Here is a 22856-nt window from a genome sequence, read left to right as displayed (position 1 = left end):
TTTCACCCATGTACAAGGCCATCGGATCGCGTGGATCCCGGGTCAGCCGCGTTCTCTGGATGCTCGAGGAACTCGGGCAGGCCTATGAATTCGTCGAGGTTCATCTGCGCTCGCCGGAAGCCTATGCGCTCAACCCGTCGGGCAAGGTGCCGATCCTGATCGATGGCGAGCTGACAGTGACCGATTCGGCGGCGATCTGCGTCTATCTCTCGGACAAACACGCGGACATGGGCATGGGGGCCAACCCGGGCCTAACCGGTCGCGCCGAGATGGATTCCTGGATGCATTTTGCGCAGAGCGAGTTCGAGGCGCCGTTGAGGAACAAGCTGCGCCATCGCTTCCTGCTGCCGAAGGACGTGCGGGTCGATGTCGGTCCTGCGGCGGCCTACGATTTTGCCTCGGAACTCAAGGCGCTGGACCGGCGACTTGGTGATCGGCCGTTCGCGCTGGGCGACCGGTTCTCGGCTGTCGACGTCCTGCTCGGCGACATGGGCGGCTGGGCTCGTGCCGGCCGGTTCCCGATCGAATCCGAGCGCGTCAACGCCTATTTCGACCGCGTGCTGGCGCGGCCTGCCCGCGCAAGGGCGCAAGCAAATGGGGGATCCATGAAATGAAGCTCAACCTCAACACCGACTTCACCAAATTCCCGCGTGCCGTTTCGGTGCTGACCGCCGGCAATGCCGGAACCACCGCGCCGTCCGGTAGGGCCGTGCTCGCCCATGACGAGCGGCATCTGCGCCGCCGGGCCATCGAACTGGCCGACGGCAGCAAGGTGCTGGTCGACCTGGCCGAACCCGTCGCCCTGAACAATGGCGACCGGCTGGTGCTGGAGGATGGCCGCCATGTCGAGATCATCGCCGCGCCGGAAGAGGTCTATGACATCCGGGCTCGTGACACCGTGCATCTGGCCGAACTCGCCTGGCATATCGGCAACCGTCATCTCGCGGCGAGCATCGAGGCCGGGCGCATCCTCATCCTGCGCGACCATGTCATCAAGGCGATGCTGGAGGGGCTCGGCGCAACGGTGCGCGACATTTCCGAGCCGTTCAAGCCGGTGCGCGGCGCCTATTCCGGCCATAGTGGGCAAAGCCACGATCACGGTCATGCGCATAGCCACGCGGAAGCGCATTCCCACTCACATGGCGAATCGCATTCCCATTCGCACAGCCACGCCGGCCACCACCACGACCATGACTGACCAGCCTTCGAACATCGCCCTGCTGCGGCTGATGGCGTGGTTGTCGCCGGCCTTTCCGGTCGGCGGCTTCTCCTACAGCCATGGCCTCGAGCGTGCGGTGCATGACGGGCTGATCGTCGACGGCGAAAGCCTTGCCGCCTGGCTGAAAACGCTGGTCGAGATGGGCTCCGGCTGGAACGACGCCGTGCTGTTTGCCGAGAGCTGGCGCCGGGCACGCGGCACCGGTGATCTCGATGAAATAGCCGCACTCGCCGAAGCGTTGGCCGGCTCGCGCGAACGCCACACCGAGACGATGCTGCAGGGTGCGGCCTTCCTCAAAGCGGCGGCGGCCTGGCCAAATCCGGTGCTGGAGCGCTTGCCGGCTGAGTGTGCTTATTGCGTCGCTGTCGGCGCCATTGCCGGCGGCAATTCAATTGCACTTCGGGATGCGCTGTCCGCCTTCCTGCAGACTTTCTTCTCCAATCTCGTCCAGGCCGCGATCCGGCTTGGCGTCGTTGGCCAAAACAGGGCAACCGCCCTGCTTGCCGGCTTCGAGCCGCTGGCCGTTGCGACCGCAGCCCGCGCCGGGCGCTCGACATTGGACGATCTCGGCGGCTGCGCCTTCGTCTCCGACGTCATGGCGATGAAGCACGAAACCCAGTATTCGCGATTGTTCCGCTCATGATCATCCTCGCCTTCGCGCTTTCGGCCGTCCTGCTGCTGATCACCGCTCTGCATGTCTATTGGGGCATTGGCGGCATCTGGCCGGGCAAGGATGCGGCCTCCTGCGCCCACGCCGTGGTCGGCTTTCGCGGCGTCGACGAAATGCCGACGCCGTTCGCCAGTTTCGCCGTTGCCGCTTGCCTGTGCCTGGCGACGCTGTGGCCGCTGGCGCTCATAGGCGTCTTTGCCTCGCCGTTTCCCAGGGAAGGCCTCGCCGCCACGTCGCTGCTCATCGGGCTGGTGTTCCTGGGACGCGGCATTGCCGGCTTCACGCCATGGTGGCGGCGCCTGGCGCCTGAACAGCCTTTCGCGCGGCTCGATGTCCGTTATTATTCGCCGCTGTGCCTGCTGATCGGGCTCGGCTTCGCCATCCTCGCCATCACGGAGTTTCCCGCATGACACAGACAAATGGCCCGCTGCGCGTCGGCATTGGCGGCCCGGTCGGTTCGGGCAAGACGACGCTGACCGAAAAGCTGTGCAAGGCGCTGCGCGACGAATTCTCGATCGCCGTCGTCACCAACGACATCTACACCAAGGAAGATGCCATGATGCTGGCGCGGCTGCAGGCACTGCCCGAGGATCGCATCATGGGCGTCGAGACCGGCGGCTGCCCGCACACCGCCATCCGCGAGGATGCCTCGATCAATCTGCAGGCGATCGCCGAGATGAACCGGAAATTCCCGGATCTCGATATCGTCTTCATCGAATCCGGCGGTGACAATCTCGCCGCCACTTTCTCGCCGGATCTTGCCGACCTGACGCTCTATGTCATCTCGGTCTGCCAGGGCGAGGAGATCCCGCGCAAGGGCGGGCCGGCGATCACCCGCTCCGATTTCCTGGTGATCAACAAGAGCGATCTGGCGCCCTACGTGAACGTCAACCTCGATGTCATGGAGAGCGACGCCGGCCGCATGCGCGGCAAGCGGCCGTTCGGCTTCACCGACCTGTCGCGCGGCAAGGGGCTGCAGGAGGTGATCGACTTCATCGTCGAGCATGGCGGGCTCAGGGCCGGCGCTGCTGTTGCCAGCACGGCAGCGTGAGATAGCCATCCCTTGCACCAACCGAAACCGGTTGCGGGCATGGGCTGGTCACGGCATTCTTGCCAAAACCGGAGGATTTTAGGATGAGCATCGCCCGCCTGCAGAAGGAAACGCTGACCAACCTGCCCTTCTATGAGGAGCGTGTCGATCTCGCCTGTGCCTTTCGCTGGACGGCGCGGCTCAACATGCACGAGGCGGTGGCCAATCATTTCTCGCTGGCTGTCAACGACGACGGCACGCAGTTCCTGATGAACCCCAACCAGGTGCATTTCTCGCGCATCAAGGCGAGCGACCTTTTGATGATCGATGCCAACGACCCGGATACGCTCTCCGGTCCGGACGCGCCCGACCCGACGGCATGGGGGCTGCACGGCGCCATCCATCGCAATGTGCGCCATGCGCGCTGCGTCATGCATGTGCACTCGATCCACGCCACGGTGCTGGCCTCGCTCGCCGATTCTCGCTTGCCGCCGATCGACCAGAATTCGGCGATGTTCTTCAATCGTCATGTCGTCGACGCGCATTATGGCGGACTGGCCTTCGAGGAAGAGGGCGAGCGCTGCTCGCAGCTTCTCGTCGATCCCAAGGTCAAGGTGATGGTGATGGGCAATCACGGCGTGCTCGTCATCGGCGATACGGTCGCCGATGCGTTCAACCGCATGTTCTATTTCGAGCGCGCGGCCGAGACCTACATCAAGGCGCTGTGGACCGGCCGGCCGCTGCGCACGCTCTCCGACGCCATCGCCGAGAAGGCGGCAAGCGAGATGGACGACTATCCCGGCCAGGCCGAACGCCATCTCAGCGAGCTGAAGGCGATCCTCGACGAGCAGGAACCGGTCTACCGGAACTGAGGGTTAAAGCCCGAGTTCTCTCCGCAATTCCTCGGCGGTGTTGATGACGACAGCGCCGGGCGGTCCGCCCATCGGCTTTTCCGGCCAGAAGATCGTCTTCATGCCCGCCGCCAGCCCTGCCATGGCGCCCGGCCAGCTGTCGTCGATTGCCACGGCGTGCGCAGGGTCGACATCGGCCAGATACGCGGCGCGCAGGAATGGTTCGGCATGCGGCTTGCCTTCGCGCACATCGTTGCGGCTGATCGTCTTCATGCCGGGATAAATGAGGCCGACCATGCTCAGATTGGCGTCGACGATCATCCGGTCCGAATTCGAGACGACGGCTTGCGCCACTCCCATTGCCCGCAGCTCGTTGAATATCTCGATCGCGCCGGGGCGCGGCTTCAAGGTCTCGACCAGCGGCAGATAGTGCTCGTATTTGCGCACGATCCAGTCGTCGAAAGGCAGATCCAGACCGAACTCGTCGCGCATCATCTGGTAGACCGGCCAGGCGGCGACGCCGAGAACCCGCTCATGCAGATCATCAGGCGGTACGAGGCCGACATTGCGCATCGCGGCCATCAGGGCGGCCTCGTGCAACGGTTCGCTGTCGACCAGCGTGCCGTCCATATCCCAGAAAACCGCTTTCGGTGTCATGCAGCGCTCCTTTTTGCGATCCATTAAAGCGTTTGCGCCGGGAGATAAACCTTCGGGGCCTAAGAACGTGCCGCCGGTCGGCACGGCAACCGCGCTTCTTTCCCGACGCAGATATGGTGGAAGAAGGAAATTTGGCCCCGCCTGCGCCGGTGGGCGGCAAGCAATTGCCCTGGAGATTGACAATTGCGCAGCAAGCCGTTCCCTGCAAGAGTAGGAGCGAACCGCTCTTATGACCAGCGGTTTCGGGAGGCAGGACTTTGAATACCCGGCAGGATGGCAGCAACAACAGGCTGGACGACGCGGCGCGTGCCGGCTGGCTTTATTATGTTGCCGGCAACACGCAGGACCAGATCGCCGCCACGCTCGGCATCTCGCGGCAGACGGCGCAGCGGCTGGTGTCGCTGGCGGTGTCGGAGGGCTTGATCAAGGTTCGCGTCGACCATCCGATCGCCAACTGCCTTGATCTGGCGGCACGGCTGAGATCGCGCTTCGCGCTCGATCTGGTCGAGGTCGTGCCAAGCGATCCCAATTCGTCCTCCACCACGATCGGCATCGCCGAGGCGGCCGCCGCCGAGATCGAGCGGCGGCTGCGCTCGCCGACCCCGATCGTCATGGCGATCGGCACAGGGCGCACGCTGAAAGCGGCGATCGAGCAATTGCCGCCGATGGAATGCCCGCAGCACAAGGTGGTGTCGCTGACGGGCAACATCTCGCCGGATGGCTCGGCCGCCTTCTACAACGTCATCTTCACCATGGCCGACAGGGTCAAGGCCCGCTCCTTCCCGATGCCGCTGCCGGTCATCGCCTCTTCGCCGGAGGAACGCGAGATGCTGCTGAACCAGCCGATGATCCAGCCGACGCTGGCGCTGGCGGCGGAAGCCGACGTCACCTTCATCGGCATTGGCGACCTCGGCCCGAAGGCGCCGCTCTACGAGGACGGCTTCATTTCGGAGAGCGAATTGAAGGCGCTGCAGAAGGCCGGTGGAATCGCCGAAATCGTCGGCTGGGTGTTCGATCGCGAAGGTCGCATGATCGAGGGCATCACCAACGATCGGGTGTCGTCGGCTTCGCTGCCGTCGCGCGAAAAATCGCTGGTCATCGCATTGGCCATGGGCGAACGAAAGCTGCCGGGCATCCTGGCGGCGGTCAACCGGCGGCTGATCAACGGCCTCATCACCGATGAACGGACCGCCGCCGCGCTGCTGGCCAGCATCTGATCCCGCTTGCGGTCATAGCGGCGTCACTGCCTATTTGGATAAAAAGCCAGCCGGCTATTTGCCTCGCCCGAAAGGATCATTGCCATCGAGGAAACCGAGGTCGCGCAGCAGATGCGGCGACAGGTCCCTGATGTCGAGATGTGCCTTCTTTTTTATCGCGAACCAGCCAAATCCGTCCGTGAGCCACGAAATCCAGCGGTGATCCGGAGCGGGAGTGCATTTTTGCTGCGCCATGGTCATGATCGTCAACCTTCGCTATCCTAAACCCGAATGACGGGTTGATCCGGAATGTCGGTCTTGCCGGCCGCCTTTGCCAATAGAACGTCTGTTATGACCCATAAGGAGGCTTTATGCCGGACCTCGGCTCGCGACAGGTTTCGCAACTCCCGCCGCTGCAGGCGATCAGGGTGTTCGACGCGGTGGCGCGGCATCTTTCCTTCACCAAAGCCGCCGGCGAACTCGCCATGACGCAAGCGGCGGTCAGCTATCAGATCAAGGTGCTGGAAGAGCGTATCGGCGCGCCGCTGTTCCTGCGCCGGCCACGCCAGATCGTATTGACCGAAGCCGGGCAGCGCCTGGCGCCGGCAGTCGGCGAGGCCTTTGCCATTCTTGGCCAGGCCTATGCCGCGGCGCGTGGCGGCGCCGACGGGTTGCTGTGCGTCACCACGGTGCTGACCTTTGCCTCGAACTGGCTGGCACACCGGCTGGGCTCGTTCCAGATCGCTCATCCGGCGCTTGCCGTTCGGCTTGAGACGTCGAGCCGCCTGACGGACTTTGCCCGCGAGGAAGCCGATATCGCTATCCGCTCCGGCGCCGGCAAATGGCCGGGCCTAGAAGCGCACAAGCTGTTCGATGCCGATTTCACGCCGATGCTGAGCCCCAAGCTCGCGGCAAGCATCGGTGGCGTCAAGGAACCGGCCGACCTCTTGCGGCTGCCGATCCTCGATCCTGGCGATATCTGGTGGAACGAGTGGTTTTCGGCTGCCGGCGTGGACTCGCACGACCTTGCAAAGCGGCCAGGCAGCAGCATGGGCGCGCAGGCTTATGAGGCCAATGCGGCGATCGCCGGTCATGGCGTCGCGATCCTGACCAGGGCCCTGTTCAAGGCGGAACTCGCCGACGGCCGCCTGATCCAGCCCTTCGACCTGGTCGGCGACGACGGTCATGCCTACTGGCTGGTCTATCCCCAGGCGCGCCGCAACGTGCCGAAGATCCGCGCCTTCCGCGACTGGCTGCTGGCCGAGATCGCCTGCTGACAGGCAAGCCCTCCGGCAGCCGCATTCAAGACAACAGCCTTTCTGTCCGGCCGCCTGGTGTCCGGCGCGGGCGCAGCTTGTCTTCGCAATTTCCATCCACCCAATGTCCGCCGGCCTCGCCGAGTGCTGCGCTGCAGCATCGAATCCGGCTTGACATAATTAACGCCAGGTGAGTAATTGCCCAAAGCCAAGGCAAATGCTCATCTTGGTTCAAGGGAGGAATTTGATGAAACTTCGCACGCTCACCCTGGGCTTGTTGTCGGCCAGCGCATTTGCGTTCGCCGCACACGCCGAATCCATCACCATCGCCACCGTCAACAATGGCGATATGGTCCGCATGCAAAAGCTGACCGAAGACTTCACCAAGGCGAACCCCGACATCCAGCTCAACTGGGTTACGCTTGAAGAGAACGTGCTGCGCGAGCGCGTCACCACCGACATCGCCACCAAGGGTGGACAATATGACGTGATGACCATCGGCACCTATGAAGTTCCGATCTGGGCCAAGCAGAGCTGGCTGCTGCCGCTCGACAAGCTCGGCGACGACTATGACGCCAAGGACATCATCCCGGCTATCGCCGGCGGCCTTTCGGTCGACGGCAAACTCTATGCCGCGCCCTTCTACGGCGAAAGCTCCTTCGTCATGTACCGCAAGGACCTGATGGACAAGGCCGGGCTGAAGATGCCCGATGCGCCGACCTGGGACTTCATCAAGCAGGCCGCCGACAAGATGACCGACCGCGCCAATGGCGTGAATGGTGTGTGCCTGCGCGGCAAGGCCGGCTGGGGCGAGAACATGGCCTTCCTGACCGCCATGTCGAACTCCTTCGGCGCACGTTGGTTCGACGAGAACTGGAAGCCGCAATTCGACCAGCCCGAATGGAAGAACACGCTGCAATTCTATGTCGACCTGATGAAGGCCGACGGCCCCGAGGGCGCATCCTCCAACGGCTTCAATGAGAACCTGGCGCTGTTCCAGCAGGGCAAATGCGGCATGTGGATCGACGCCACCGTCGCCGCGTCGTTCGTCTCCGACCCGAAGGCATCCCAGGTCGCCGACAAGGTCGGCTATGCCCTGGCGCCTGACAACGGCCTGGGCAAGCGCGGTAACTGGCTGTGGGCCTGGTCGCTGGCCATCCCCGCCGGCACGCAGAAGGCTGATGCCGCCCAGAAGTTCGTCTCCTGGGCGACCAGCAAGCACTATGCCGAACTGGTCGCTTCGAAGGAAGGCTGGGCCAATGTTCCTCCGGGCACGCGCTCCTCGCTCTACGCCAATGCCGAGTACCAGAAGGCGGCTCCGTTCGCCAAGATGACGCTCGACTCCATCAACGCCGCCGACCCGACACATCCGACGGTCAAGCCGGTGCCCTATGTCGGCGTTCAGTTCGTCGCCATCCCTGAATTCCAGGGTCTTGGCACCACCGTCGGCCAGCTCTTCTCGGCGGCTCTTGCCGGCCAGTCGAGTGTCGACGATGCCTTGAAGCAGGCCCAGGATGCTGCCACCGCGGCAATGACCGAAGGCGGATACATCAAGTAGGCTCCTCCCGGTGCCGAATGCCGGTCGCCTCCTTGACCGGCAACGGCCGCCCGAGTTCCCAGTTCGGGCGGCCGCCTTTAACGCCTTTTGAAAATTCAGTCTGACCAGTGAAGGGTGACCGTCATGGCTACTCAGCAGACCCGTTCGCTTGCCCGTTTCATGATGGCGCCATCCGTGGTGCTGCTGTTCGTCTGGATGATCGTGCCGCTGGTCATCACCATCTGGTTCTCCTTCCAGCAGTACAATCCGCTCAATCCGATCCGCGACGGCTTCGTCGGCTTCTCGAACTACGCGCTGTTCTATTCGAACCCGGCCTTCCTGCAATCGATCCTCAACACGCTCACTTTGGTGGTCAGCGTGCTTTTGATCACGGTGATCGGCGGCATCCTGCTGGCGCTGCTGATCGACCAGCCGATGTGGGGCCAGGGGATCGTGCGCATCCTCGTCATCTCGCCGTTCTTCGTCATGCCGCCGGTGGCCGCACTGGTCTGGAAGAACATGATCATGCACCCGCAATATGGGGTGTTCGCCGATATCGCGCGCTTCTTCGGGGCCCAGCCGATCGACTGGTTCGGGCAGCATCCGATGATGGCGATCATCATCATCGTCGCCTGGCAATGGCTGCCCTTCGCGACCCTCATCCTCTTGACCGCGCTGCAATCGCTCGACGGTGAGCAGAAGGAAGCCGCCGAGATGGACGGCGCCGGCTTCATCAGCCGCTTCATCTATCTGACGCTGCCGCATATGTCGCGCGCCATCACCGTCGTCATCCTGATCCAGACGATCTTCCTCCTCTCCGTCTATGCCGAGATCCTCGTCACCACCAATGGCGGCCCGGGATACGCCTCCACCAACCTGCCCTTCCTCGTCTACCAGAAGGCGTTGCTGGAGTTCAAAATCGGCCAGGCGTCCGCCGGCGGTGTGATCGCCGTCATTCTCGCCAACATCGTTGCCTTCTTCGCCATGCGCGCCGTCGGCAAGAACCTGGACAAGTAAGGGGGAGACAATGTCGCTTGCGCTGAACCACCCCCACTCCGTCCCGCTGCGCGGGACACCTCTCCCCCTGCCCGGGGGAGAGGAAACGCCTGCATCGAAGCCGCGCCCTTCCTCTACCCCGTCGATCGGGGGAGAGGTGGTTTGCGCAGCAAACCGGAGTGGGGGTCGACCCTGCCACCAACATCGCCGATACGGGAGAACCTGATCATGGCACGTTCAGTCACAACGCAGCACAAGACGATCGCGACAATTGCCGCCTGGATCGTCGCCCTGCTGATCTTCTTCCCGATCCTCTATACGATCATCACCTCGTTCAAATCGGAGCAGGAAGCCATCCAGGGATTCAGCATCATCCCGTCGGGGACGTTCGAGAGTTATTCCGAGGTTCAGGCGCAGAACGGCTACTTCAAGTTCTTCTTCAACTCGGTGCTGCTCTCGGTCGGCTCGACCATCCTGGCCCTGCTGGTCGCCATACCGGCCGCATGGTCGATGGCCTTCTCGCCAACCAAGCGAACCAAGGACATCCTGATGTGGATGCTGTCCACCAAGATGATGCCCGCGGTTGCCGTGCTGTTCCCGATCTACCTGATCTTCCGCGACACGGGACTGCTCGACAGTCGTATCGGCCTGATGGTCATGCTGATGCTGATCAACCTGCCGATCGTGGTGTGGATGCTCTACACCTATTTCCGCGAAATACCGGGCGAGATCCTGGAAGCGGCACGCATGGACGGTGCATCGCTGTGGAACGAGATCATTTATGTCCTCACGCCGATGGCGGTGCCGGGCATCGCCTCGACCATGCTGCTCAACATCATCCTGGCCTGGAACGAGGCGTTCTGGACGATCCGGCTGACGACCACGGAAGCAGCACCCTTGACCGCCTTCATCAGCTCGTTCTCGAGCCCGCAAGGCCTGTTCTGGGCCAAGCTTTCGGCGGCCTCGACACTGGCCATCGCGCCGATCCTGATCATGGGCTGGTTCAGCCAGAAGCAGCTGGTGCGCGGCCTGACATTTGGTGCCGTGAAGTAAGACCGCCGCAAGCAACAGACGCCGGACAATAACCCCTCGGGGAGGAAACCATGGGAAACATCACACTCAAGAACGTCTCCAAATCCTTCGGATCGACGTCCATCATCCCCGGCCTCGACCTGGTGATCGAGAATGGCGAGTTCGTCGTCTTCGTCGGCCCGTCGGGTTGCGGCAAGTCAACATTGCTGCGGCTGATCGCCGGCCTGGAAGACACCAGCGGCGGCTCAATCAACATCGACGGCCGCGACGTCACCGGCGAGGCACCGGCCAAGCGCAAGCTCGCCATGGTGTTCCAGTCCTACGCGCTCTATCCGCACATGACGGTGGCCAAGAATATCGGCTTCCCGCTGAAGATGGCCGGCGAGGACAAGGCGACCATCGACAAGAAGGTGGGAGATGCCGCGCGCGTGCTCAACCTCACCAACTACCTCGAACGCCGGCCTGGCCAGCTTTCCGGCGGCCAGCGCCAGCGCGTCGCCATCGGCCGTGCCATCGTGCGTCAGCCGACCGCCTTCCTGTTCGACGAACCACTGTCCAACCTCGACGCAGCACTTCGCGGCACGATGCGGCTGGAGATCAGCGAACTGCATCATCAGCTCAAGACGACGATGATCTATGTCACCCACGATCAGGTCGAAGCCATGACCATGGCCGACAAGATCGTCGTGCTGAACGCCGGCAACATCGAGCAGGTCGGCTCGCCGATGGAACTCTACAAGACGCCGAAGAACCTGTTCGTCGCCGGATTCATCGGCTCGCCGAAGATGAATCTGATCGAAGGCGCGCCGGCGGCCAAATACAGCGCCAAGACCATCGGCATCCGCCCCGAGCATCTGGAAATCTCGACCACGGCGGGCGACTGGAAAGCCACCGTCGGCGTTGCCGAACATCTCGGTTCCGACACGTTCCTGCACGTTCAAGCTGATGGCGTCGGTCCGCTGACGGTGCGTGCCGACGGTGAACTGGCCGTGCATCACGGCGACACCATCTATCTGACGCCCGACAAGGCCAAGCTGCATCGCTTCGGCGCCGACGGAAAGGCAATATAAGCATGCGACTGGCTGGTAAATCCGCGCTGATCACGGGTTCGGCCCGTGGCATCGGCAGGGCCTTCGCCGAAGCCTATGCCGGCGAAGGCGCCACCGTGGCCATTGCCGACATCAATCTCGAGGCTGCGCAGAAGACGGCCGCCGAGATCGGCGGCAAGGCCTATGCGGTCAAGCTAGACGTGACCGACCTCGCCTCCATCGAGGCGGCGGTAAAAGCCGTCGAGGCGAAGACCGGTGGCCTCGATATCCTGATCAACAACGCCGCTTTGTTCGATCTGGCCCCGATCGTCGAGATCACCAAGGCAAGCTACGACAAACTGTTTTCGGTCAACGTCGCCGGCACGCTGTTCATGCTGCAGGCTGCCGCCCGCTCGATGATCGCACGAGGCAAGGGCGGCAGGATCATCAATATGGCGAGCCAGGCCGGGCGGCGCGGCGAGGCGCTGGTCGGCGTCTATTGCGCCACCAAGGCCGCCGTCATCTCGCTGACCCAGTCGGCGGGGCTCGACCTGATCAAGCACCGCATCAACATCAATGCGATTGCCCCTGGCGTCGTCGACGGCGAGCACTGGGATCACGTCGATGCGCTGTTCGCCAAGTATGAAAACCGGCCGAAGGGCGAGAAGAAGAAACTGGTCGGCGAGGCGGTGCCGTATGGCCGCATGGGCACGGCGCACGACCTCACCGGCATGGCGGTCTTTCTCGCCAGCGCCGACGCCGAATACATCGTCGCCCAGACTTACAATGTCGATGGCGGCCAGTGGATGAGTTGAGGGCGGGGGACGGCCTCTGCTCCTCGTACCTCCACGGGGAGCAGAGGCCGACATCAGCGGGCGCATCGACCTTGGAAGACGTGCCGCCCCTTATCCTCTCCACGTGAAAAACGGGGGAGGGAGTAACGAAGGCCGAAGCCCGGCCATAGGGTAAACAGATGACCGTAAAACTCTCGTCCTCAAATCTCTCCAAGCTGCCCACTGAGGTCGCCGGTCCGAAGTATGACCGCTCAACGCTCAAGGCCGGCATCGTGCATTTCGGCGTCGGCAATTTCCACCGCTCGCACCAGGCCGTCTATCTCGACGATTTGTTAAATGCGGGCATCGGTCATGACTGGGCGCTGGTCGGCGCCGGCGTGTTCGAGGGCGAGAAGATCGGCCGCGCCAAGCTGGAAGAGCAGGATTGGCTGACCACGGTGGTCGAGCAGGACTCTGGCCATATGAGTGCCCGCGTGACCGGCGCCATGATCGACTTCCTGATGCCGGGCGATGCGGCCGGCATCATCGAACGGCTTGCCGACCCGGCCATCAAGATCGTTTCGCTGACCATCACTGAAGGTGGCTATTTCATCGACCCGGCCTCCGGTGTCTTCAACCCGACCCATCCCGACATCGTCGCGGACGCGCAAGCCGGTGCTACACCGAAGACGGTGTTCGGTATCATCCTTGCCGGGCTAGTACGCCGCCGCGACGAGGGCACGGTGCCGTTCACGGTGATGTCCTGCGACAACATTCCTCACAATGGCCACGTCACCTCGGACGGCGTCATTGGTCTGGCCCGTCTGATCGACGAGGATCTGGCGAACTGGGTCAGCGAGCATGTTGCCTTTCCGAACGGCATGGTCGATCGCATCACGCCGGCCACATCAGACCGCGAACGCGGCATCCTCGCCAAGGATTTCGGGCTGGAGGACAATTGGCCGGTGTTTTGCGAGCCGTTCCGGCAATGGGTGCTGGAGGACCATTTCACCGATGGCCGTCCGCCGCTGGAAAAGGTCGGGGTGCAGTTCGTCAAGGACGTCGCGCCATACGAATTGATGAAAATCCGCATCCTCAATGGCGGTCATGCCACCATCGCCTATCCGGCCGGCCTGATGGACATTCATTTCGTCCATGAGGCGATGCAGGAGCCACTGGTGAGCGGTTTTCTGGCCAAGCTCGAACGGGACGAAATCATTCCGACAGTGCCGCCGGTGCCGGACACGGTCCTGGAAGACTATTACCAGCTCATCGAGAGCCGCTTTTCCAATCCCAAGATCGGCGACACGGTGCGCCGGCTCTGCCTCGACGGCTCCAACCGCCAGCCGAAATTCATCATCCCGACCATCGCTGATCGCCTGAAAGCCGGGAAAAGCGTCGCCGGCCTGGCGCTGGAATCGGCGCTGTGGTGCCGCTACTGCTTCGGCACGACGGACAGCGGTGCCGTCATCGAGCCCAACGACCCGAGCTGGGACCGGATGCAGACGACGGCAAAGGCGGCAAAGGACGCGCCGGCCGCCTGGCTTGCCATGGAGGACATCTATGGCGATGTCGGCCGCGCGACGGCATTTATCGAGGCCTTCGCCCATGCGCTCAACGTGCTGTGGGCGAACGGCACGCGCGCGACGCTGACGCGCTATCTCGCCGGCAAGCTCTGAGAGCCATTCGCCGCCATGACGCCTGAACTGGTCATCTTCGACTGCGATGGCGTGCTGGTCGACAGCGAGGCGCTCTCCGTCTCGGCGCTGCTCGGCATGATCAGGCTGGCCGGCGGCAGCGTTAGTGAGGATGCCGCCTACGAGCATTTCCTCGGCAAGAGCATGAAGAGCGTGCGCGAGATTCTCGGCCGCGACTTCGGACTTGATGTCACCGACAGCCACCTCACCGAGATGCGCGTCGAATTGATGCGCAAGTTCCGCGAGGAACTGAAGCCGATCGCCGGCGTCAAGGAGATGCTGCCCAAGCTTGGGCTGCCGTTCTGTGTCGCGTCCTCGGGTACGCTCGACCGCATCCGCTATGCACTGGACGTCACCGGATTGCTTGGGCTGATGGAGCCGCATCTGTTCAGCGCCGCCATGGTGCCGAGCGGCAAGCCCGCGCCCGACCTGTTCCTGCATGCCGCCGCCAGCATGCGGGCCCGTCCGCGCAAATGCCTCGTCGTCGAGGACAGCCCGGCCGGCATCACCGCTGCGCGGGCGGCGGGCATGCGCGTGTTTGCCTTCACCGGCGGCTCACATGCCGGTAACCCGACATTGAAAGCGCGGCTTGCGTCGAGTGAACCGGACTTTATATTCGCTGACATGCTGCAATTGCCCGATCTGATTGCAGGCCTGGGAGCGAGAGTTAGAGCATCTTGACGAAACAGTTCGTTTGCGCGGTCGATGTCGGCACCGGGAGCGCTCGCGCGGGCATTCTCGACACCAGTGGCACCTTGCTCGGCCGCGCCGAACGGCCGATCGTCATGAACCAGCCGAAGCCCGATCACGCCGAGCATGATTCGCGCGATATCTGGTCGGCGGTCTGCGCCGCAGTGCGCACTGCCCGCGAAAAGGCCGGCGTCGCCGCAGAGGATGTCGTCGGCATTTCCTTCGACGCCACCTGTTCGCTGGTGGTGCGGGATCGGCAGGGCGGCCAGCTCAGCGTCTCGACCACCGGCGACAGGCGCTGGGACACCATCGTCTGGCTCGACCACCGCGCCATTGCCGAGGCCGACGAATGCACGGCAAGCGGCCATGCCGTGCTCGACTATGTCGGCGGCGTCATGTCACCGGAAATGGAGACGCCGAAGCTGATGTGGCTGAAGCGGAACCTGCCAAAGACCTGGAATGAAGCCGGCTATCTATTCGATCTCACCGACTTTCTGACCTGGCAAGCGACAGGCTCGGTCGCCCGTTCACAATGCACGCTGACCGCCAAATGGACCTATCTGGCGCATGAGGAGATGGGTTGGCGCCGCGATTTTTTCGAGCTCGTCGGCCTCGACGATCTTTTCGAGCACGGCAATCTGCCCGAGAGGGCCAGCCCGGTCGGCAGCGATATTGGTCCGCTGGCGGCGCAAGCGGCGGCAGAGCTTGGCCTGAGCGAAAAGTGCCGGGTCGGCGCCGGCGTCATCGATGCCTATGCCGGCGCGCTTGGCGTGCTCGGCGGCTTTGCCGGCGACGAACAGGATATCGGCCGGCATCTGGCGCTGATTGCCGGCACGTCGAGCTGCGTCATGGCGATGTCGCCCGATCCGCAGCCTTTTGCCGGTGTCTGGGGTCCCTATTACGGCGCGGCATTGCCGAAGCTGTGGCTGTCGGAAGGCGGCCAGTCGGCAACCGGCGCCCTGCTCGATCACATCATTCGCTGGCACGGAGCCGGCGGCGAGCCGGATGCCGCCATGCATGCAAAAATCGCCAGGCGCGTCGCCGAGCTGCGCGTCACCGAGGGTGAAAACCTTGCCGCCAGGCTGCATGTGCTGCCCGATTTCCACGGCAACCGGTCGCCGCTCGCCGATCCGCATGCCGTCGGCGTCGTCAGCGGGCTGACGCTGGACTCCTCCTTCGACAGCCTGTGCAAGCTCTATTGGCGCACCGCCGTCGGCATCGCGCTCGGCGTGCGCCATGTGCTGGAGGCGCTGAACGAGAACGGCTATCTCATCGACACGCTGCATGTCACCGGCGGCCACACCAAGAACCCGCTGCTGATGGAGCTCTACGCCGACGCCACCGGCTGCACGGTGATCGAACCGCTGGCCGACGAAGCGGTGCTGCTTGGCACCGGCATGGTCGCGGCAACCGCGGCCGGGCTGTTTCCCGACCTCACTGCGGCCTGTCTCGCCATGCAGCAAGGCGGCAGGACGCGTGCGTCGAACCCTAGATCATCAGGGCGTTTCGACCATGATTACAAGGTTTTCCTCGAGATGCACCGGCAACGGCAGATGCTGGACGCGATCCGGTAAAGCAAGTCGGACTACTGTCTCAGCAAGGACACCCCAGACTTCGAATCGAACAAGTGAAGGCTCGTTTCGTCGACCGTATAGCGGACATGGCTGTTGACGGCAGGGCATTCGCGGGTCGGCACCAGCGCGCTGATCTCCTTGCCGCCGGAACCGAAGATCACCAGCGCGTCGTTGCCATGAAACTCGATGAGATCGGCTGTGCCTTCGAGAAGGTTGCCGGCATCAGCACCAGCGGTCTTCAGATCCGGAGGCCTGATACCAAGCACCGCACGCTCTACGCCTTGCAGATTGAAGCGCGAGCCTTCGATCGAAAAGACTGCACCGGCGCTCGTCAGAATCCAGCGGTTGTCTTTGCGCCCCACGGCCACGTCGATGAAATTCATGTTCGGGGTTCCAATGAACCCGGCGACGAACAGATTGGCCGGCCGCTCGTAGATTTCGGCTGGTGAGCCGATCTGCTCGATCCGGCCTTCCCGCAGCAGCACGATGCGGTCGGCGAGCGTCATCGCCTCCAGCTGGTCGTGGGTGACATAGACGGTGGTGGTCTTCAACGACTGATGCAGCCGGGCGATCTCGATACGCATGTGGTTGCGCAGCTTGGCATCCAGATTTGAGAGCGGCTCGTCGAACAGGAACACCTTCGGCGTCTTGATCATGGCGCGGGCAATGGCGACGCGCTGCTGCTGGCCGCCTGACAACTCGGCCGGCTTGCGGCCGAGATAGGGATCCAGCCCCAACGTCTTCGAGACCGCCTCGACGCGCTGCTGGATTTCCGCCTTCGCCACCTTCTGCCGCTTCAGGCCGAAGGCGATGTTGTCGAAGATCGTCATGTGCGGATAAAGCGCGTAGTTCTGGAACACCATGGCAATGCCACGGTCGCCCGGATCGAGGTCGTTGACCACCTTGCCGCCGATCGAGACCTCGCCGCCGCTGATCTCCTCCAGCCCCGCCAGCATGCGCAGCAAGGTCGACTTGCCACAACCGGAAGGGCCGAGGAAGACGACGAATTCGTGTTCCTCGATGGCGAGGTTCAGGTCGCGGATGACGGTCGTGGCGCCATAGGACTTCTCGACATGGGAGCAGGTGATCGCGGACATGGTTCGGTCAGCCCTTCTCGCTCGAAATCAGGATCTGCAGCTTGACGTCTTCCGGCTTGCCGGCGGCCGCCCGCTCGAACGCCTGGATGCTGTCGTTGAAGGGATAGGTGCCGGTGATCAGCGGATTGAGGTCGACCTTGCCGGAGGCGATTAGTTGCAAGGCGCGGTCGAAGATGTTGGCGTAACGGAACACCGTCTCGATCCGCACTTCCTTCGATATGGCCGCCGGCACATTGAGCGTCACCGGCTCGACCGGCAACCCGACCAGGACCACCGCGCCGCCGGGGCGCACGACATCGAACAAATTGGCGAATGCCTTCGGGCTGCCGCTGGCCTCGAACACGATGTCCGCCCCCCAATTGTCGGTCGCCTCTGCCACCGCATCGACCAGTGACTGCCCGCCGACATTGACCGGGACGACACCCGGATAGCGCGCCGCAATTTCGAGCTTCGGGGCGGAGAAATCGGAGATGAGTACTTTCGAGCAGCCGCCAGCAAGCGCTGCAAGCGCGATCATGATGCCGATCGGGCCACAGCCGACGATGACCGCCACGTCGCCCGGAACGATGCGCGCACGGGCAGCCGCTTGCATGCCGATGGCAAAGGGCTCGACCATCGCGCCTTCGGCGAAGGAGACGTTGTCCGGCAGCTTGTAGGTGAATGCGGCCGGATGGACGGCCTCAGGCGCAAGAATGCCGTGAACCGGGGGCGTCGCCCAGAAGCTTACGTCGGGGTCGACATTGTAGATGCCGAGTTTTGTTGCCCGCGATGACAGGTTCGGCACGCCCGGCTCCATGCAGACGCGATCCCCGACCTTCAGCGTCCTGACATTGGCGCCAATTTCGACGATCGTTCCGGACGCTTCGTGGCCGAGCACCATCGGCGCGCGCACGACGTAACTGCCGATAGCGCCATGGGTGTAATAGTGCACGTCGCTGCCGCAGACACCGACCGTGTGGATGGCGATCCTGACGTCGTTAGGCCCGACGTCGAGCGGTAACGCAATCTCGCGCAGGGCCAGCTCGCCCTTCTTCTCAAGCACCAAAGCCCGCATGTCTCGTCCTCACTTCAAGTCTTTTTTTGCCGGAAAACGGAATTCAGGAAGCCGCTGAGCACGCCGAGAAACAGCAACGGCGGCAGCGACAGAAGCACGACCGAGGCGTTGAGGATCCCCCACGGCACGTTCATGCCTTGCTGGGACAGTTCCGAGGCGACGATCGGCAAGGTCTTGGCGTTGGAGCTGGACAGCATCAGCGCGATCAGGAACTCGTTCCAGACCAGAACGAAGCTGAAGGCGATCGCGCCGATCAGCGAGCGCGCCGCGACCGGCAGAGCGATCCGCCAGAACACCGAATAAGCGCCGTAGCCATCGACGAAGGCGGCTTCCTCGACCTCCTTCGGCACAGCCTGGAAGGCGGGGATGGCCAGCCACATGATCACCGAAATGGTGAGCAGCGAATAGGTGACGATCAACGCGGTGAGGGTGTCGTAGAGCCCGAGCTGCAGCCAGATCACCATCAGCGGGATGGCCACCGCCACCGGCGGCAGGAAGCGCAGCGACAGCACGAAGAACTGGATGTCGCCAGCCCAGCGGTTGGGGTAGCGCGCCACCGCATAAGCGGCAGGCAGGCCAAGCACGACGCCGATCAGCACCGCGACGCCACAGGCGATCACCGAGTTGTAGAGGCCGGTCATGACGCTGTCGCGGCCGATGATGTAGCTGATGTTGGCCAGCGTCGGCGTGAACACGACGCGCGGAACGCGGGTGATGATGTCGACATTGTTCTTCAGCGAATTGAGCGCCGTCCACAGCAGCGGAAACACAGCCATGAAGCCGGCAAATGCCAGCACGGTCTTGCCGATCAGGCGGCCCAGTCTCATGCGATATGGTCTCATGCCTGCACCCGCTTCCACAGCATGGTGAAGGTAATGACGGTGGCGATCATCATCAGCACCGCCATCGCCGAGGCATAGGACACCTTGCCGGATTCGATGAAGCCTTGCGAGAACGCGTACATGTCGAGCGTTTCGGTCGCCACACCCGGCCCGCCACGGGTCATCACATAGATCAAGTCGAAGGAGCGCAACGACTCGATCATCTTGACGAACATCAGGCTGATCAGTGGCGCCTTCAGCATCGGCAAGGTGACATAGGCGTGGATCTGCCAGCGCCTGGCGCGGTCGAGCCGTGCCGCCTCGATCGGCTGCGGCGGCAGAGTTTCCAAGAGCTTCAGCACGATGACGGCGAAGAACAGCCCCCACTGCCAGACATCGACCGATGCGACGGCAAACAGCGCCGTCGCCGGCTTGGACAGCGGGTCGAAGATCAGCCCGCCAGTCAGCAGCCGATAGGGGTAGGTGGCGATGCCATAGAGCGGGTGATAGGCGAACTTCCAGACGAAGGCGGCCGAGACACGCGGCAGCAGGACCGGGATGATGAACAGCAGGCAATAGATGTTGCGCAGGCGCGGCGACGCGACCTCGAACATCAGCACGCCCAGTCCGATCGCCACGGCCATGGTTGCGACAACGGTGACGATCTCCCACTTTACCGACACCCAGACGGCGTTGAGAAAGCGGCGGTCGAAGAACAAGTCATAGAAGTTCGAGAACCAGACATAGGAATAGGCTGTCGAGGAGAGCTCGCGGTTCTGCAGGGCGATGACGATTGCGTAGAGCGTCGGCACCATCGACAGGACCAGAAGAATGACGAGCGTCGGCACCACAAAAGTGACCGGCAAGGATGAGCGTCGCGGCATCTGTCTATTCCTGGCTGTGTCTCGAGCGATTGAATATGGCTGGGCCGTTTCGCGCGATGTCTGGCTCAGTGAAGAAAGGGCGACCTGCGGCGCACAGGTCCCGACATTCGCAGGAATGCCGCGGACCGTGCGCCGCAGGGGGAGGATGGCTTATTTCTTCACCAGATCGTTGGCGTAGGCTTCGAGCTCGCTGAGGCCGCCCTTGATGTCGGTACGGGTGCCGGTGACCAGTTCCTCGAGGATGATGCCCCAGCGATCGCCGAGATCAGGCCAGCGCGGATCTTGCCAGAAGTTGACCGCCGTGACCTTGCCTGTCTCGGCCAGCGCCTGACCGAGATCGGCGCCGTAGATGTCGGCAAATTCCTTGCTGGACAGGATGCTGGTGCGGTTCAGCTCACCGAACTGGTGGGCGTCGAGTCGGCGCTTCTCGTTTTCTTTCGACGTTGCCCAGGCGATGAACAGGCCGGCGCATTTCTTCGAGGCATCGTCGGCATTGGCCTTTGCCGCGATGGCGAGGCCATGGCCATAGCCACCACCGGTGAGCGGCGCCGGCGGCGGCAGGAAGCCGATCTTGCCGACCACCTGCGAGGTCTTCGGATCGACCGCCATGCCCGACAGCGGCGTCGATTCGACGAGGATGGCGACCTGGCCCGACAGGAACGCGCCGGTTGATTCATCCCAGCTTCCGGTCTGCGTGCCGGGCGCCGAATCCTTGAACAGTTTTAGGTAGGTTTCGGTCGCCTTGACGGCGGCATCCGAGTTGAAGGCCGGCTTGTCGCCGTCGAACCACTGGCCGCCATAGGCCTTGAAGAACGGCATCCAGCGCCAGACATTGGCGCCCGAACCGCGTGCGCCGCGCAGCGCGATGCCATATATGCCCTTGTCCGGATTGGTCAGCTTCGGCACGTCGGCGATCAGTTCGTCCAGCGTCTTCGGCGGCTGGATTCCGGCCGCCTCCAGAATATCCTGGCGGTAGACCATCAGGTCGCCGCCGCCGGTCAGCGGCGCGAACCAGACCTTGCCGTCATAGGTGGCGACCTTCTGGCGGCCCGGATCGAAATCGGCGTAGTCGTAGTCCGCCGGATAGTAGTCGGTGAGCGGCACGATCCATTTCGACGAGGCAAATAGGGCGACGTTGGCTTCGTCGACATAGTAGACGTTGTAATTGCCGACGGTGGACGCATCGGCGCGCGATTTCGCCCGGCGGTCGTTCTCGTTGAGATAGTCGATCTGGAAGCTGGCGCCGGCAAGCTTCTGGAACTCGTCCTTGGAGTCCTCCAGAAGCGTCAGGCCGTCACGTGGCTGCGCCAGCACCTTGACTGGCGCCGAGCAGACCGGCGCCTGCGCCAAAGCGATGGTGGAAACGGTAGCGGAAAGCATAAAAGCTGCGCCAAGGCTGGCAGCAAGCCGAACTGGTTTCATGATCTTTTCTCCTCCAGGAACACGTCGCAGGAAGCGGAAGTCCTCGGGTTACGCGATCCTCACCATCGCCCGAGTGACATGCCACCCATCGCCAAAATGCGGAGTTACGGAAGACTGCGCTAGAAGCACCGTTGCAGCAGACCTGTACTTTTATGCATTGTGCGGTGCAAAAACCGGCGCCATGTGGAAGCGCCCGTCACATGAGTATCGGTCAGGTCTGAAGTGGTGGTTTTAGGACATGCTTATGCGCGCATTGTCAGCCGCTGCCGCGACAGCCGGCGATAGGATGATGGCGTCATCTTGTGCTTGCGCATGAAGGCCCGGTTGAAGTTCGAGATGTTCATGTAGCCGACCTGAAAACAGATGTCGGTGATCGCAATATCGGTGTCCGCCAAGAGCTTGCAGGCCTGCCAGAGCCTGAGCTTGGCAATGTGGTCGCTGAAGCTGTTGCCGGTGTTCTTCTGGAAGAACCGCGAAAACGTGCTCTCCGTCATTCCGGCCAGTTCCGCCACCTCCGGCAGCTTCAGATCTTCGGCGAAATGCTGGAACAGATAGGTCAGCGTGCGCTGGATGATGTCCAGCGAGGCGGCATCGAGAACCGGCGAGAAATCCGGCGATGACAACAATTCGTATTCGTCGGTTCTGGCGAGAAGGTCGACGAGGCGCAGGAAGAGGCAGAACCTGCTTAGCCCGCTAACCTCACCCATCCGTTCCATCAGCTCGGCGCCTTTCAGTGCGGTCTGGCCGTGAAAGACCATGCCGCGCAGCGAGCGTTCGAGGAACGATTCCAGTTCGCGCAATTCCGGCAACAGGCCTGCCGACCCCCGCAGCCGCTGCGCATCGAATTGCAGGACGATGTCGCGGCCTTCGATCAGCTCTCCCGGCTGCACCGCGGTCACCCAATCGTGCGGCAGCCCGCCACCGACGATGGTCAGGTAGCCCGGCCCGAATTCGCCGATATGATCGCCGACCAGAACCACGCCGGAGGATTTTCGCAACAGGTGGATCTCGTATTCCGGATGGAAGTTCCAGACGTTGCGCTCCCAGGGATAGTCGTCGAGCCGCCACAGGAAGCTTTCGCTCGCCTCGGTGACGATGTGCTCGAAGGACGGCGCTGTCCGCGGGATCGCAACCGGGTTCTTCCTGCGCCTGAACTGCATCCTGCCTCCTGGAAAATTCGGAATCTGTCGCCACACCCTCCATGCAATTGGTAGCAGCCGATTGCCGGCGTGTGAAATGCACCTCGGCGACAACCAGTGGCGGTCCGGCGTTCCGGCTGGCTCAATCTGTTCCCACCCCGCCACTCGTGCCTTGATGTCGGGGGTGGGGCACAAGCGGTGTGTTTTTGACCTCTCCGGGCCCCCGGGGCCCG

General features: G+C 63.0%; 24 protein-coding genes. 16 read left to right on the top strand and 8 right to left on the bottom strand.

Annotated features, from left to right (window positions below; all coding sequences use genetic code 11):
- The first annotated feature begins 8 nt into the window (after positions 1–8).
- From NKJ06_RS22495 to NKJ06_RS22470, 6 genes are all read left to right on the top strand, one after another.
- Entirely contained in the window at positions 9–614 is a 606-nt protein-coding gene (locus NKJ06_RS22495; RefSeq protein ID WP_352634626.1) for a glutathione S-transferase family protein, read from the top strand.
- Complete coding sequence (gene ureE, locus NKJ06_RS22490; protein WP_352634624.1) at positions 611–1198, top strand: urease accessory protein UreE; 588 nt, start codon at positions 611–613, stop codon at positions 1196–1198. The genes NKJ06_RS22495 and ureE overlap by 4 nt, the downstream gene beginning before the upstream one ends.
- Complete coding sequence (locus NKJ06_RS22485) at positions 1191–1862, top strand: urease accessory protein UreF (protein WP_352634622.1); 672 nt, start codon at positions 1191–1193, stop codon at positions 1860–1862. The genes ureE and NKJ06_RS22485 overlap by 8 nt, the downstream gene beginning before the upstream one ends.
- A complete protein-coding gene (locus tag NKJ06_RS22480; RefSeq protein WP_352634620.1) occupies positions 1859–2299 on the top strand; it encodes a DUF3995 domain-containing protein in 441 nt (146 codons plus the stop codon). Before NKJ06_RS22485 ends, NKJ06_RS22480 begins: the two co-directional genes overlap by 4 nt.
- Positions 2296–2940: an urease accessory protein UreG gene (ureG, locus tag NKJ06_RS22475; RefSeq protein ID WP_352634618.1), complete on the top strand. Its 645-nt coding sequence runs from the start codon at positions 2296–2298 to the stop codon at positions 2938–2940. Before NKJ06_RS22480 ends, ureG begins: the two co-directional genes overlap by 4 nt.
- An 83-nt stretch (positions 2941–3023) precedes the next feature.
- The gene (locus tag NKJ06_RS22470; RefSeq protein ID WP_352634616.1) at positions 3024–3791 is read left to right on the top strand and encodes a class II aldolase and adducin N-terminal domain-containing protein; all 768 of its coding nucleotides are present in this window, start codon (positions 3024–3026) and stop codon (positions 3789–3791) included.
- A 3-nt stretch (positions 3792–3794) separates the two neighbouring features.
- Here the strand turns inward: NKJ06_RS22470 and NKJ06_RS22465 are convergent, their stop codons facing one another.
- Positions 3795–4427: an HAD family hydrolase gene (locus NKJ06_RS22465; RefSeq protein WP_352634614.1), complete on the bottom strand. Its 633-nt coding sequence runs from the start codon at positions 4425–4427 to the stop codon at positions 3795–3797.
- Between the two features lie 257 nt (positions 4428–4684).
- Here NKJ06_RS22465 and NKJ06_RS22460 point away from each other — a divergent pair, with 257 nt between their 5' ends.
- Entirely contained in the window at positions 4685–5644 is a 960-nt protein-coding gene (locus NKJ06_RS22460) for a sugar-binding transcriptional regulator (RefSeq protein ID WP_352634612.1), read from the top strand.
- A 54-nt stretch (positions 5645–5698) separates the two neighbouring features.
- Here NKJ06_RS22460 and NKJ06_RS22455 read toward each other — a convergent pair whose 3' ends face one another.
- The gene (locus NKJ06_RS22455) at positions 5699–5884 is read right to left on the bottom strand and encodes a hypothetical protein (protein WP_352634659.1); all 186 of its coding nucleotides are present in this window, start codon (positions 5882–5884) and stop codon (positions 5699–5701) included.
- 110 nt (positions 5885–5994) lie between these two features.
- Between NKJ06_RS22455 and gcvA the strand changes: the two genes are divergently transcribed.
- The 9 genes from gcvA to NKJ06_RS22410 all read left to right on the top strand — a co-directional run bounded on the left by gcvA (position 5995) and on the right by NKJ06_RS22410 (position 16206).
- A complete protein-coding gene (gene gcvA / locus NKJ06_RS22450) occupies positions 5995–6900 on the top strand; it encodes a transcriptional regulator GcvA (protein WP_352634610.1) in 906 nt (301 codons plus the stop codon).
- Positions 6901–7126: 226 nt separating this feature from the next.
- Positions 7127–8437, top strand: coding sequence for an ABC transporter substrate-binding protein (locus NKJ06_RS22445; RefSeq protein WP_352634608.1), 1311 nt, complete (start codon positions 7127–7129; stop codon positions 8435–8437).
- Positions 8438–8560: 123 nt separating this feature from the next.
- Complete coding sequence (locus NKJ06_RS22440; RefSeq protein WP_352634606.1) at positions 8561–9433, top strand: carbohydrate ABC transporter permease; 873 nt, start codon at positions 8561–8563, stop codon at positions 9431–9433.
- 207 nt (positions 9434–9640) lie between these two features.
- Positions 9641–10465 carry a carbohydrate ABC transporter permease gene (locus NKJ06_RS22435; protein WP_352634604.1) on the top strand — a complete coding sequence of 275 codons (825 nt, stop codon included), beginning with the start codon at positions 9641–9643 and terminating at the stop codon, positions 10463–10465.
- Between the two features lie 50 nt (positions 10466–10515).
- Complete coding sequence (locus tag NKJ06_RS22430) at positions 10516–11514, top strand: ABC transporter ATP-binding protein (RefSeq protein ID WP_352634602.1); 999 nt, start codon at positions 10516–10518, stop codon at positions 11512–11514.
- A gap of 2 nt (positions 11515–11516) precedes the next feature.
- On the top strand, positions 11517–12287 hold the full coding sequence (locus NKJ06_RS22425) for an L-iditol 2-dehydrogenase (protein WP_352634600.1): 771 nt from the start codon (positions 11517–11519) through the stop codon (positions 12285–12287).
- Between the two features lie 158 nt (positions 12288–12445).
- Positions 12446–13924, top strand: a complete 1479-nt coding sequence (locus NKJ06_RS22420) for a mannitol dehydrogenase family protein (protein ID WP_352810638.1) — start codon at positions 12446–12448, stop codon at positions 13922–13924.
- 15 nt (positions 13925–13939) lie between these two features.
- The gene (locus NKJ06_RS22415) at positions 13940–14623 is read left to right on the top strand and encodes an HAD family hydrolase (protein WP_352634596.1); all 684 of its coding nucleotides are present in this window, start codon (positions 13940–13942) and stop codon (positions 14621–14623) included.
- Positions 14620–16206 carry an FGGY-family carbohydrate kinase gene (locus tag NKJ06_RS22410; RefSeq protein ID WP_352634595.1) on the top strand — a complete coding sequence of 529 codons (1587 nt, stop codon included), beginning with the start codon at positions 14620–14622 and terminating at the stop codon, positions 16204–16206. Before NKJ06_RS22415 ends, NKJ06_RS22410 begins: the two co-directional genes overlap by 4 nt.
- An 11-nt stretch (positions 16207–16217) precedes the next feature.
- Here NKJ06_RS22410 and NKJ06_RS22405 read toward each other — a convergent pair whose 3' ends face one another.
- The 6 genes from NKJ06_RS22405 to NKJ06_RS22380 form a co-directional block, all read right to left on the bottom strand.
- Complete coding sequence (locus NKJ06_RS22405) at positions 16218–17303, bottom strand: ABC transporter ATP-binding protein (protein ID WP_352634593.1); 1086 nt, start codon at positions 17301–17303, stop codon at positions 16218–16220.
- A gap of 7 nt (positions 17304–17310) precedes the next feature.
- Positions 17311–18357 carry an NAD(P)-dependent alcohol dehydrogenase gene (locus NKJ06_RS22400; protein WP_352634592.1) on the bottom strand — a complete coding sequence of 349 codons (1047 nt, stop codon included), beginning with the start codon at positions 18355–18357 and terminating at the stop codon, positions 17311–17313.
- A 14-nt stretch (positions 18358–18371) separates the two neighbouring features.
- Complete coding sequence (locus tag NKJ06_RS22395; protein WP_352634591.1) at positions 18372–19184, bottom strand: carbohydrate ABC transporter permease; 813 nt, start codon at positions 19182–19184, stop codon at positions 18372–18374.
- Between the two features lie 11 nt (positions 19185–19195).
- The gene (locus NKJ06_RS22390; protein WP_352634589.1) at positions 19196–20062 is read right to left on the bottom strand and encodes a carbohydrate ABC transporter permease; all 867 of its coding nucleotides are present in this window, start codon (positions 20060–20062) and stop codon (positions 19196–19198) included.
- 150 nt (positions 20063–20212) lie between these two features.
- The gene (locus tag NKJ06_RS22385; RefSeq protein WP_352634587.1) at positions 20213–21484 is read right to left on the bottom strand and encodes an ABC transporter substrate-binding protein; all 1272 of its coding nucleotides are present in this window, start codon (positions 21482–21484) and stop codon (positions 20213–20215) included.
- A gap of 242 nt (positions 21485–21726) precedes the next feature.
- Positions 21727–22644, bottom strand: coding sequence for an AraC family transcriptional regulator (locus NKJ06_RS22380; protein ID WP_352634586.1), 918 nt, complete (start codon positions 22642–22644; stop codon positions 21727–21729).
- Positions 22645–22856: the final 212 nt, after the last annotated feature.

It is taken from the genome of Mesorhizobium sp. M0293 (assembly GCF_040321735.1).
Lineage (GTDB): Bacteria > Pseudomonadota > Alphaproteobacteria > Rhizobiales > Rhizobiaceae > Mesorhizobium.
This window is presented reverse-complemented; position numbering and strand designations above follow the sequence as displayed.

Bases quoted from the DNA above. Each gene is read 5' to 3' on its own strand.
- NKJ06_RS22415 (WP_352634596.1), top strand. From the start codon at position 13,940: ATGACGCCTGAACTGGTCATCTTCGACTGCGATGGCGTGCTGGTCGAC.
- NKJ06_RS22465 (WP_352634614.1), bottom strand. From the start codon at position 4,427: ATGACACCGAAAGCGGTTTTCTGGGATATGGACGGCACGCTGGTCGAC.
- ureG (WP_352634618.1), top strand. From the start codon at position 2,296: ATGACACAGACAAATGGCCCGCTGCGCGTCGGCATTGGCGGCCCGGTC.
- NKJ06_RS22495 (WP_352634626.1), top strand. From the start codon at position 9: ATGTACAAGGCCATCGGATCGCGTGGATCCCGGGTCAGCCGCGTTCTC.
- NKJ06_RS22385 (WP_352634587.1), bottom strand. From the start codon at position 21,484: ATGAAACCAGTTCGGCTTGCTGCCAGCCTTGGCGCAGCTTTTATGCTT.
- NKJ06_RS22425 (WP_352634600.1), top strand. From the start codon at position 11,517: ATGCGACTGGCTGGTAAATCCGCGCTGATCACGGGTTCGGCCCGTGGC.
- NKJ06_RS22395 (WP_352634591.1), bottom strand. From the start codon at position 19,184: ATGAGACTGGGCCGCCTGATCGGCAAGACCGTGCTGGCATTTGCCGGC.
- NKJ06_RS22400 (WP_352634592.1), bottom strand. From the start codon at position 18,357: ATGCGGGCTTTGGTGCTTGAGAAGAAGGGCGAGCTGGCCCTGCGCGAG.
- NKJ06_RS22470 (WP_352634616.1), top strand. From the start codon at position 3,024: ATGAGCATCGCCCGCCTGCAGAAGGAAACGCTGACCAACCTGCCCTTC.
- NKJ06_RS22455 (WP_352634659.1), bottom strand. From the start codon at position 5,884: ATGACCATGGCGCAGCAAAAATGCACTCCCGCTCCGGATCACCGCTGG.
- NKJ06_RS22485 (WP_352634622.1), top strand. From the start codon at position 1,191: ATGACTGACCAGCCTTCGAACATCGCCCTGCTGCGGCTGATGGCGTGG.
- NKJ06_RS22440 (WP_352634606.1), top strand. From the start codon at position 8,561: ATGGCTACTCAGCAGACCCGTTCGCTTGCCCGTTTCATGATGGCGCCA.
- ureE (WP_352634624.1), top strand. From the start codon at position 611: ATGAAGCTCAACCTCAACACCGACTTCACCAAATTCCCGCGTGCCGTT.
- NKJ06_RS22435 (WP_352634604.1), top strand. From the start codon at position 9,641: ATGGCACGTTCAGTCACAACGCAGCACAAGACGATCGCGACAATTGCC.
- NKJ06_RS22445 (WP_352634608.1), top strand. From the start codon at position 7,127: ATGAAACTTCGCACGCTCACCCTGGGCTTGTTGTCGGCCAGCGCATTT.
- NKJ06_RS22430 (WP_352634602.1), top strand. From the start codon at position 10,516: ATGGGAAACATCACACTCAAGAACGTCTCCAAATCCTTCGGATCGACG.
- NKJ06_RS22420 (WP_352810638.1), top strand. From the start codon at position 12,446: ATGACCGTAAAACTCTCGTCCTCAAATCTCTCCAAGCTGCCCACTGAG.
- gcvA (WP_352634610.1), top strand. From the start codon at position 5,995: ATGCCGGACCTCGGCTCGCGACAGGTTTCGCAACTCCCGCCGCTGCAG.
- NKJ06_RS22380 (WP_352634586.1), bottom strand. From the start codon at position 22,644: ATGCAGTTCAGGCGCAGGAAGAACCCGGTTGCGATCCCGCGGACAGCG.
- NKJ06_RS22480 (WP_352634620.1), top strand. From the start codon at position 1,859: ATGATCATCCTCGCCTTCGCGCTTTCGGCCGTCCTGCTGCTGATCACC.
- NKJ06_RS22405 (WP_352634593.1), bottom strand. From the start codon at position 17,303: ATGTCCGCGATCACCTGCTCCCATGTCGAGAAGTCCTATGGCGCCACG.
- NKJ06_RS22390 (WP_352634589.1), bottom strand. From the start codon at position 20,062: ATGCCGCGACGCTCATCCTTGCCGGTCACTTTTGTGGTGCCGACGCTC.